Genomic DNA, 9,553 nt, shown 5'->3' with positions numbered 1-9,553 from the left:
TGCCGTTCCTGCCGATCAGGGCGGGCCTCGGTTCCGACGTGCTCCGGTACGCGCCGGAGATCAAGACCGTGCGGTCGCCCTACGACGACGGCGAGGAGCTCGTCGCCATGCCCGCTCTCGAGCTCGACGTGGCGCTGGTCCACCTCAACCGCGCCGACAAGCACGGCAACGCCCAGTACCTCGGGCCCGACCCGTACTTCGACGACCTGTTCTGCCTGGCCGCGGACCGCCGTTACGTGTCGTGCGAGCGGATCGTGGAGACGTTCGAGGGACCACCGCAGACCCTGCTGCTCAACCGCATGATGGTCGACGGCGTCGTGGAGGCACCGGGTGGCGCGGGCTTCACGAGCTGCGTCCCCGACTACGGCCGCGACGAGGCCCTCCAGCGCGAGTACGCCACCGCGGCCGCCGACCTGGAGAAGTGGCTCGCCTTCTGCGAGAGGCTGCTGGGATGAGCGACGTCACGAGGGCCGAGGTCTGCGTCACCGCCTGCGCCGACCTGTTCGCCGGCGCCGGGGAGACGCTCGCCAGCCCGATGGGTCTCATCCCGTCGCTCGGCGCGAAGCTCGCCCGCCTCACCACCGAGCCCGACCTGCTGCTGAGCGACGGCGAGGCGTTCCTGCTCACGCCCGAGTCCATTGTGGAGGGCTGGCTGCCGTACCGGAAGGTGTTCGACGTCGTCGCGCACGGCCGCCGGCACGTCGTGATGGGCGCGAACCAGGTCGACCGGTTCGGCAACCAGAACATCTCCGCGATCGGCGACCACGCCCGCCCCACCCGGCAGCTCCTGGGCTTTCGGGGCGCGCCCGGCAACACCGTCAACCACCGCACCAGCTACTGGGTGCCGCGGCACAGCACGCGCGTGCTCGTCGAGGCGGTCGACGTGGTGTCCGGGGTCGGGTACAACCGGGCCGCCGGGCCGTTCCACGACATCCACCGCGTCGTCACGAACCTCGCCGTGCTCGACTTCGGCACGCCGGACCACTCGATGCGCATCCTGTCCGTGCACCCCGGGGTCTCGGTCGACGAGGTGCAGAAGCAGACCGCGTTCCCGCTCACCGCCGACGACGTCACCGAGACCCGGCTGCCCACCGACGAGGAGCTGGAGCTGATCCGGACGACGCTCGACCCGGACGGCAAGCGGGACCGGGAGGTGCCGCAGTGAGGACAGCGTTGACCGACCTGGTCGGCATCCGGCACCCGGTCGTGCAGACCGGGATGGGCTGGGTCGCCGGGCCGCGGCTGGTGTCGGCGACGGCGGAGGCCGGCGGGCTGGGCATCCTCGCGTCGGCCACCATGACCTACCCGGAGCTCGAAGCCGCCGTCAAGGAGACCCGGTCCCGCACCACGGCACCGTTCGGCGTGAACCTCCGCGCCGACGCCCACGACGCGCCGGAACGGATCGACCTGCTCATCCGCGAGCAGGTCAAGGTCGCGTCCTTCGCGCTGGCCCCGAAACCGGACATGATCGCGAAGCTGACCGACGCCGGGGTCGTCGTCATCCCGTCGATCGGAGCCGCCCGGCACGCGGAGAAGGTCGCGCAGTGGGGCGCCCACGCGGTGATCGTCCAGGGCGGCGAGGGCGGCGGCCACACCGGCGGCGTCGCGACGACGTTGCTGCTCCCGAGCGTGCTCGACGCCGTCGACATCCCGGTGGTCGCGGCCGGTGGATTCTTCGACGGACGTGGTCTCGCCGCCGCGCTCGCCTACGGCGCGGCCGGGATCGCGATGGGCACGCGGTTCCTGCTCACCCGGGAAAGCACGGTCCCCGACGCCGTCAAACAGGCCTACCTGCAACGGGACCTCAACGGCACGGTCGTGACCACGCGCGTCGACGGCCTGCCCCACCGGGTGCTGCGCTCGGACCTGGTCGAGCACCTGGAGAAGTCCGGCCGGATCAGCAGCCTGGCCAGGGCGGTCGCCAACGCGGCCAGGTTCCGCAAGCAGACCGGGCTGTCGTGGCGGACGATGGTCCGCGAAGGCTTGGCCATGAGGCACGGCAAGGACCTCACCTGGGCGCAGGTGGTGATGGCCGCGAACACGCCGATGCTGCTCAGAGCCGGTCTGGTCGAGGGCCGCACCGACGCCGGCGTGCTCGCCTCCGGTCAGGTCGCCGGCATCCTCGACGACCTGCCGACCTGCGACCGGCTGATCACCGCGATCGTCGAGGAAGCCGAGACCATCATCGACCGGCTCAGAGACGTTCGATGATCGTCACGTTCGCCTGACCGCCGCCCTCGCACATCGTCTGCAACCCGTACCGGCCACCCGTCCGCTCCAGCTCGTGCAGCAACGTCGTGAACAGCTTCGTGCCGGTCGCGCCGATCGGGTGGCCGAGCGCGAGCGCTCCCCCGTTGACGTTCACGCGCCCGAGGTCGACCTTCAGCTCCTTGGCCCACGCCATGGCCACCGACGCGAACGCCTCGTTGATCTCGAACAGGTCGATGTCCGAAATGGACATCCCGGCACGCTCCAGCGCGTACTTCGTCGCCCTGATCGGCGCCGTCAGCATGTAGATCGGGTCTGACCCGCGCGCCGACAGGTGGTGCACGCGCGCCCGCGGCGTGAGGTTGCGCTCGCGCACCGCCCGATCCGACACCACGAGCACCGCCGAGGCGCCGTCGGAGATCTGCGACGACAACGCGGCCGTCGTGCGTCCACCCGGCCGCAACGGCGCCAGCCTCGCCATCTTCTCGGCGCTGGTGTCCGGGCGCGGGCACTCGTCGGCCGCGACGCCGTTGACGGGCGCGATCTCGCGGTCGAACCGGCCCTCCTTGATCGCGGTGATGGCCCGGAGGTGGCTCTGCAGCGCGAACTCCTCCATCTCGGCGCGGGACAGGTCCCACCGCACGGCGATCAGGTCGGCCGCCCGGAACTGCGACACCTCCTCGTCGCCGTACCGGTGCCGCCAGCCCTCGCAGCCCTCGAACGGGCTGCCCGCCGACGACCCGGCCGTCATGGCCGAGCCGATGGGCACCTGCGACATGTTCTGCACGCCACCGGCGACGACCACGTCCGCGGTGCCGCTCATCACCGCCTGCGCCGCGAAGTGCAGCGCCTGCTGGCTCGACCCGCACTGCCGGTCGACCGTCACGCCCGGCACCTGTTCCGGGAACCCCGCGGCCAGCCACGACGTGCGCGCGATGTCGCCGGCCTGCGGGCCGACGGTGTCCACGCAGCCGAAGATCACGTCGTCCACGTCCGTCGGGTCCACGTCGACCCGGTTGAGCAGCGCCGTGATCACGTGCGCGCCGAGATCGGCCGGGTGGACGTGGCTCAGCTCGCCGCCACGCCTGCCCGCCGGAGTCCGCACAGCCTCGATGATGTACGCCTCGGCCACGAGGGCCCTCCCTTACGTCTTGGTCCCCGTCGAGTTCTTCCGGCGTCCCGTGGCGATGCCGTCGAGCAGGATCGCGAGGTACTGGTCGGCGACCGCGTCCGCGGACAGCCCGCCGTCCGGCCGGTACCACCGCACGGCCACCCACACCGTGTCGCGGATGAACCGGTAGGCCAGGTCGACGTCGAGGTCGGCGCGGAACTCGCCCGCGCTCATCCCGTCCTCCAGCAGCACCGTCCACAGCTTGCGGAACTCCACGTTGCGGTCCTCGATGTAGGAGAACCGCTCCAGCGGCGCCAGGTGCTTGGCCTCGTTCTGGTAGATCGCGACCGCGGCGTGCCGGGAGTCGATGGCCTCGAACGACGCCACGACCAGCGCCTTCAGCGCCTGCTTCGGACCGAGGCCCGCGTCGACGATCTCCCGGTACCGCGTGAACAGCTCGTCCAGGAACGTCCCCAGGATCTCGTCCACCATCGACTCCTTCGAGTCGAAGTGGTGGTAGAGGCTGCCGGACAGGATGCCCGCCGCGTCCGCGATGTCGCGCACCGTCGTCTGCCCGTACCCGCGTTCGGCGAACATCCTCGCCGCCAACGCGAGCAGTTCCTGCCGTCTGTTGCTCACCGGCCGTACCTTCCTCATGGGTGCTGGCTGCTCACCGAGACGACCTCGCCCGTCAGGTACGACGAGTAGTCGCTGGCGAGGAACACGATCACATTCGCGACCTCCCACGGCTCGGCGGCGCGCCCGAACGCTTCGCGGGACGCCAGCTCCGTCAGCAACTCCTCACTGGTGACCTTGGCCAGGAACGGGTGCGCCGCCAAGCTCGGCGCGACCGCGTTCACCCGGATGCCGTGCTCCGCCACGTCCATCGCCGCGCACCTGGTCAGCGCCATGACGCCGGCTTTCGCTGCGGCGTAATGGGCTTGACCCCTCTGGGCTCGCCAGCCGATCACACTCGAGTTGTTGACGACGACACCGCTTCGTTGGACGACCATTTGGCGCAACACCGCCCGCGTGCAGCGGAAGGTGCCGTTCAGCGTCACGTCCAGTACGCGCGACCACTCGTCGTCGGTCATCTCGGTCACGGGCTTCTCTCCGCCGAGGCCCGCGTTGTTGACCATCACGTCGATGCGCCCGTAGCGCTCGACCGTCTCGTCGACCAGGTGCTGCACCTGCTGCTCGTTCGTGACGTCGCACGGGATCGCGAGGCCGGCGCCGAGTGCCTCGTGCGTCTGCTTGAGCCGGCGTTCGTGCCAGTCGCTGATCACGACCGTGGCGCCTTCCTCCAGGCACCGCCGGGCCGTCGCGGACCCGATGCCGGTGCCCGCCGCGGCCGTCACGACGACGACCTTGTCCCTGAGCAGGTCGTGGCCGGTCATCGCGGCAGCCCCAGGACGCGGTGGGCGATGATCTCGCGCTGGACCTCGTCCGAGCCGCCGTAGATCGTCTCCGCACGGCTGAACAGGAACAGGCGCTGCCACTCGTTGTCGTCGATCATCGACTCCGGGCCGAGCGAGTCCATCGCGAGCTCCCCCAGCCGGCGGTGCCAGCCCGCCCAGAACAGCTTGAGCACGGACGCCTCCGGGCCGGGTTCGTCGTTGAGCGTGCGCAGCGTGTGCGAGCGCATGACGTGCAGTTCGAGCCACGCCCTGGTGAGCCGTTCGTCCCCGGGCTCGGCGGCCATGATCGCGTCGAGCTGCCTGCGGAAGCCGACCTGGTGGCCGAGCATCGCGGTGCCGCGTTCGAAGCCGAGGGTGGCCATGGCGATCTTCCAGCCCTCGCCCGGCTGCCCGACGACGTTGTCCGCCGCCGTGACCGCGCCGTCGAAGAAGACCTCGTTGAACTCCGACGTGCCGGTGAGCTGGCGGATCGGCCGCACCTCGACGCCCGGCTGGTTCATCGGCACGAGCAGGTACGACAAGCCCTGGTGGCGCCGGGAACCGGGTTCCGTGCGGCACAGGACGAAGATCCAGTCGGAGTAGTGCGCGTTGGACGTCCAGATCTTCTGGCCGTCGACCACCCACCGGTCGCCGTCGAGCCTCGCCTTCGTCTGCACGGACGCGAGGTCCGATCCCGCGTCCGGTTCGGAGTAGCCCTGGCACCACAGCTCGTCCAGGCTGCGGATCTTCGGCAGGAAGCGCTCCTTCTGCGCCGCCGTGCCGAACGCGATGAGCGTCGGACCGAGCAGGCCCTCCCCCACGATGTCGACCTTCGCGGGCGCGTCGGCCTCCGCGTACTCCTCGTGGAAGACGACCTGCTCCTCGACGCTGCGTTCGCCGGGCCAGCCGAGGCACGTCCACCCGTTCGCCGCCAGGTGCCGGTGCCACCGCAGCCGTCCCTCGAACGCCTCGTGCTCGCGGCCGGGTCCACCCAGGCCGCGCAGCTCAGCGAACTCACCGACGAGGTTGGCGGACAACCATTCCCGCACCTCGCGCCGGAAGGACTCCATGCGCCATACTCTAACCTACCAAGCACTTGCTTTGGAGGGCTCCCGGAGGCTTCTGTGGCCGAAGATCCAAGCAGGCAAACGGTTTCAGCCGTGCTCGACCGCGCAGCTGCTTCGTACATCGACGCGGAGGCGTTGGTGGACGGGGAGGTTCGCCTCACCCACACCCAGCTGCGGCCGGCCGTGCGCGACGCGGCCCGCGCCCTCGCGGGGATGGGCGTGCGGCGGGGTGACCGGGTGGCGTTGTGCGCGCCCAACTCGGCGCGGTGGGTGGTCGCGGCTCTCGGGGTGCTGGACGCGGGTGGCGTGCTGGTGCCGATCAACACCCGGTTCACCGCCACCGAGACACTCGACGTCGTGCGGCGCAGCAACGCGCGCGTGCTGATCGTGGAGGGCTCTTTCCTCGGACGTGACCGGCTGGCCGAGTTGCAGGCGTTGTCCTCCGACCTGCCTCCCGCCGTCCGACTACCGGCGGAGTGGGGTGCCGCGGACGTCGCACTGCCTGTGGTGGACGCGGACCAGCTCTGCGACGTGATGTACACGTCCGGCACGACCGGGCGCAGCAAGGGGGCGATGAGCGCGCACCGGCAGTCGCTCGGAGTGGCGCGGGCGTGGGCGTCGTGCGCGGAGCTGACCTCCGCCGACCGCTACCTGATCGTCAACCCGTTCTTCCACACCTTCGGCTACAAGGCGGGCATCCTGGCGTGCCTGCTGACGGGCGCGACGATCGTGCCGCAGCCGGTGTTCGACGTCGTGGAGACGATGCGGCTGGTCGAACGCGAGCGGATCACCGTGCTGCCCGGTCCGCCGACGATCTACCAGGCGTTGCTCGACCACCCCGACCGAGCGTCGTTCGACCTGTCCAGCCTGCGGATCGCGGTGACGGGCGCCGCCGTGGTGCCGGTGGCGTTGATCGAACGGATGCGGGCGGAGCTCGTCCCCACCGTCCTCACCGCCTACGGGCTGACCGAGGCCGTGGTCGCGACGATGTGCCGGCCGTCGGACCCGCCGTCGGTCGTCGCGCACACGTGCGGGGTGCCGATGGCGGACTTCGAGCTGCGGCTGGGCGAGCGGGACGAGGTGCTGCTGCGCGGCCCGAACGTGATGCTCGGCTACCTCGACGACCCGGAGGCCACCGCGGCGGCCGTCGACGCCGACGGCTGGCTGCACACCGGTGACGTCGGGCGGATCGACGAGCACGGCTACCTGTCGATCACCGACCGGCTCAAGGACATGTACATCTGCGGCGGGTTCAACGTCTACCCGGCCGAGGTCGAACAGGCGCTCGCCCGGCTGCCGGGAGTCGCCGAGTCGGCCGTCGTCGGGACGGCCGACGCGCGGCTGGGCGAGGTCGGCGTGGCGCACGTCGTGACGTCGCCCGGTTCGTCGCTGAGCGCCGACGAGGTGATCGCGTTCTGCCGGGAGCGGCTCGCGAACTACAAGGTGCCGCGCGCGGTCGAGTTCCACCCCGCGCTTCCCCGCAACGCCATGGGCAAGGTCCTCAAAACTCAACTGCGCGAGGAGAACGCGTGACTGTCTCGTATGAGCGGCGGGACGCGGTCGCCGTCGTGACCATGAACCGCCCCGAGTACCGCAACGCGCAGAACTCGGCGATGACCTACGCGTTGGACGAGGCCTTCACGCGCGCGGTCGACGACGACGAGGTCAAGGTGATCGTGCTGGCCGGCGCGGGCGACCACTTCTCCGCGGGCCACGACATCGGCTCGCCGGGGCGGGACGTCGGCACCTCGTTCGAACGCAAGGCCGTGATGTGGTGGGACCACGTCGGCCGCGAGGGCGGTGACCTGCGGTTCGCCCGCGAGATGGAGGTCTACCTCGGCATGTGCCGGCGGTGGCGGGAGATCCCGAAGCCGACGATCGCGATGGTGCAGGGCGCGTGCGTCGCCGGTGGGCTGATGCTGGCGTGGGTCTGCGACCTGGTCGTCGCGGCCGAGGACGCGTTCTTCGCCGATCCCGTGGTGCGCATGGGGATTCCGGGCGTCGAGTACTTCGCGCACCCGTGGGTGCTCGGCCCGCGCGCCGCGAAGGAGGTGCTGTTCACCGGCGACCGGTTCTCGGCCCGGCGCGCCTACGAGTGGGGCATGGTGTCGCGGGTGGTGCCGCGTGCGTCGCTGGAGTCGGCGACGTTCGACCTGGCCGGGCGGATCTCGTCGATGCCGCGGTTCGGGCTCGCGCTGGCGAAGAAGGCGGTCAACCAGTCCGAGGACCTGATGGGAATGCGCGCGGGAATGGACTCCGTGTTCGGGCTGCACCACTTCGCCCACGCGCACAACGCCGAGGTCAGCACGGACGCCTTGGGTGGCATGGACGCCCGTGCGATGAAGAAGGCCTCCGGCTGATGGACCTCTCACTCGACCCCGGCACCCTCGCGTTCCGGGCGGAGGTGCGGTCCTGGCTGGCCGCACACGTGCGGCCGCTGTCCTCTTTGGACACCGTCGCCGGCTTCGAGGAGCACCGCGAGTGGGAACGCCTGCTGGCCTCGAATCGGCTTTCGGTGGTGTCGTGGCCTGCTGCCTTCGGCGGCCGGGAGGCGTCGCTGTTGCAGTGGCTGGTGTTCGAGGAGGAGTACCACGCCGCGGGCGCGCCGAGCCGGGTCTCGCAGAACGGCATCTTCCTGCTCGCGCCGACGCTCTTCGCGCATGGCACCGACGAGCAACGTGAACGCGTGCTGCCGCCGATGGCGCGTGGTGACGTCGTGTGGGCGCAGGCCTGGTCGGAACCCGAGGCCGGGTCGGACCTCGCGTCGTTGCGCAGCACCGCCACCCGGTGCGACGGCGGCTGGCTGTTGCGGGGCCAGAAGACCTGGAGCTCGCGGGCGGCGTTCGCGGACCGGGCGTTCGGGCTGTTCCGCACCGGTCCCGGCGAACGGCACCGCGGCCTGACGTACCTGCTGTTCGACCTGCGGGCGTCCGGCGTGACCGTGCGGCCGATCGACCAGCTCGACGGCGAGCCCGGGTTCGCCGAGATCTTCCTGGACGACGTGTTCGTGCCGGACGAGGACGTCGTCGGCGCGCCCGGCGACGGCTGGCGGGTCGCGATGAGCACCGCGGGCAACGAGCGCGGACTCACGCTGCGCAGTCCCGGCCGGTTCCTGGCCGCCGCCGGGCGGTTGGTGGAGCTGTACCGGAAGAACCCGGACCCGGCGTTGCGGGACCGGGTGGTCGACGCGTGGATCGGCGCGCAGGCCTACCGGCTGCACACGTTCGGCGCGCTCGCCGAGCCCCTGTCGGGACCGGCGGCCAGCGTGACGAAGGTGTTCTGGTCGGAGCTGGACGTGTCGCTGCACGAGACGGCGCTGGACCTGCTGGGCGAGTCGGCGCCGGGGTGGCGGGACGGGTGGCTGTTCTCGCTGTCCGGCCCGATCTACGCGGGCACGAACGAGATCCAGCGCAACGTGATCGCTGAACGACTCCTGGGGCTGCCGCGATGATGTTCACGCTGTCCGCAGAGCAGACGGACCTCGGCGGGGTGCTGCACGAGTTCCTGGGTGCCGGGAAACGGGACCTCGCCGTGCTCGGCGTGGACGAGGTGACGGACCCGGTCGACCTGGTGGTGGTGTTCGAGGAACTGGGCCACCACGCGGTGGAGGGACCGCTGGTCGAGTCGCTGGCGGTGGTACCTGCGTTGCTCGGGCCGCGACCGGGGTCGTGGTCCGTGGCGTTCCCGCCCGCCTTCCCCCACGCCGTCCAGGCCGACCACTACCTCCTGGTCGACGGCGACACGGTCCACGAAGCCTCCCCCTCCGGAGA

At 70.9% G+C, this 9,553-nt stretch carries 10 protein-coding genes and 1 pseudogene; 7 read left to right on the top strand and 4 right to left on the bottom strand.

Going from position 1 to position 9,553, the window contains the following annotated elements; translation table 11 throughout:
• The 3 genes from VF330_RS20895 to VF330_RS20885 all read left to right on the top strand — a co-directional run.
• Positions 1-455, top strand: a 455-nt coding sequence (locus VF330_RS20895) for a CoA transferase subunit A (RefSeq protein WP_330853317.1), incomplete at its 5' end; no start/stop codon positions are given.
• Positions 452-1,165, top strand: coding sequence for a CoA-transferase (locus VF330_RS20890; RefSeq protein WP_330853316.1), 714 nt, complete (start codon positions 452-454; stop codon positions 1,163-1,165). The genes VF330_RS20895 and VF330_RS20890, both read left to right, overlap by 4 nt.
• Positions 1,162-2,211 (top strand): nitronate monooxygenase, encoded by a 1,050-nt coding sequence (locus VF330_RS20885; RefSeq protein ID WP_330853315.1) that lies wholly within the window; start codon positions 1,162-1,164, stop codon positions 2,209-2,211. Before VF330_RS20890 ends, VF330_RS20885 begins: the two co-directional genes overlap by 4 nt.
• Here the strand turns inward: VF330_RS20885 and VF330_RS20880 are convergent.
• Genes VF330_RS20880 through VF330_RS20865 form a run of 4 tightly spaced genes read right to left on the bottom strand, consistent with a single transcriptional unit; the run spans position 2,195 to position 5,786 of the window.
• Positions 2,195-3,340, bottom strand: a complete 1,146-nt coding sequence (locus tag VF330_RS20880; RefSeq protein ID WP_330853314.1) for an acetyl-CoA C-acetyltransferase — start codon at positions 3,338-3,340, stop codon at positions 2,195-2,197. The two genes, VF330_RS20885 and VF330_RS20880, sit on opposite strands and share 17 nt — an antisense overlap.
• A 12-nt stretch (positions 3,341-3,352) precedes the next feature.
• Positions 3,353-3,976, bottom strand: coding sequence for a TetR/AcrR family transcriptional regulator (locus VF330_RS20875; protein WP_414675417.1), 624 nt, complete (start codon positions 3,974-3,976; stop codon positions 3,353-3,355).
• Entirely contained in the window at positions 3,973-4,716 is a 744-nt protein-coding gene (locus VF330_RS20870) for an SDR family oxidoreductase (protein ID WP_330853312.1), read from the bottom strand. Before VF330_RS20870 ends, VF330_RS20875 begins: the two co-directional genes overlap by 4 nt.
• The gene (locus VF330_RS20865) at positions 4,713-5,786 is read right to left on the bottom strand and encodes an acyl-CoA dehydrogenase family protein (protein WP_330853311.1); all 1,074 of its coding nucleotides are present in this window, start codon (positions 5,784-5,786) and stop codon (positions 4,713-4,715) included. Before VF330_RS20865 ends, VF330_RS20870 begins: the two co-directional genes overlap by 4 nt.
• Positions 5,787-5,840: 54 nt before the next feature.
• Between VF330_RS20865 and VF330_RS20860 the strand changes: the two genes are divergently transcribed.
• From VF330_RS20860 to VF330_RS20845, 4 genes and pseudogenes are all read left to right on the top strand, one after another.
• Complete coding sequence (locus tag VF330_RS20860) at positions 5,841-7,316, top strand: FadD3 family acyl-CoA ligase (protein ID WP_414675416.1); 1,476 nt, start codon at positions 5,841-5,843, stop codon at positions 7,314-7,316.
• Positions 7,313-8,143, top strand: coding sequence for an enoyl-CoA hydratase (locus VF330_RS20855; protein WP_330853309.1), 831 nt, complete (start codon positions 7,313-7,315; stop codon positions 8,141-8,143). The genes VF330_RS20860 and VF330_RS20855 overlap by 4 nt, the downstream gene beginning before the upstream one ends.
• Complete coding sequence (locus tag VF330_RS20850; protein ID WP_330853308.1) at positions 8,143-9,234, top strand: acyl-CoA dehydrogenase family protein; 1,092 nt, start codon at positions 8,143-8,145, stop codon at positions 9,232-9,234. Before VF330_RS20855 ends, VF330_RS20850 begins: the two co-directional genes overlap by 1 nt.
• Positions 9,231-9,553, top strand: a pseudogene (locus VF330_RS20845) (acyl-CoA dehydrogenase); the annotation flags it as partial. The gene VF330_RS20850 and the pseudogene VF330_RS20845, both read left to right, overlap by 4 nt.

Source organism: Lentzea sp. (genome assembly GCF_036380075.1).
Lineage (GTDB): Bacteria > Actinomycetota > Actinomycetes > Mycobacteriales > Pseudonocardiaceae > Lentzea.
The sequence above is the reverse complement of the archived record's forward strand: the minus strand, read 5'-3'. Positions and strand labels throughout refer to the sequence as shown.

Coding starts and splice junctions, on each gene's coding strand:
- VF330_RS20850 (WP_330853308.1), top strand. CDS start 8,143: ATGGACCTCTCACTCGACCCCGGCACCCTCGCGTTCCGGGCGGAGGTG.
- VF330_RS20875 (WP_414675417.1), bottom strand. CDS start 3,976: ATGAGGAAGGTACGGCCGGTGAGCAACAGACGGCAGGAACTGCTCGCG.
- VF330_RS20870 (WP_330853312.1), bottom strand. CDS start 4,716: ATGACCGGCCACGACCTGCTCAGGGACAAGGTCGTCGTCGTGACGGCC.
- VF330_RS20890 (WP_330853316.1), top strand. CDS start 452: ATGAGCGACGTCACGAGGGCCGAGGTCTGCGTCACCGCCTGCGCCGAC.
- VF330_RS20865 (WP_330853311.1), bottom strand. CDS start 5,786: ATGGAGTCCTTCCGGCGCGAGGTGCGGGAATGGTTGTCCGCCAACCTC.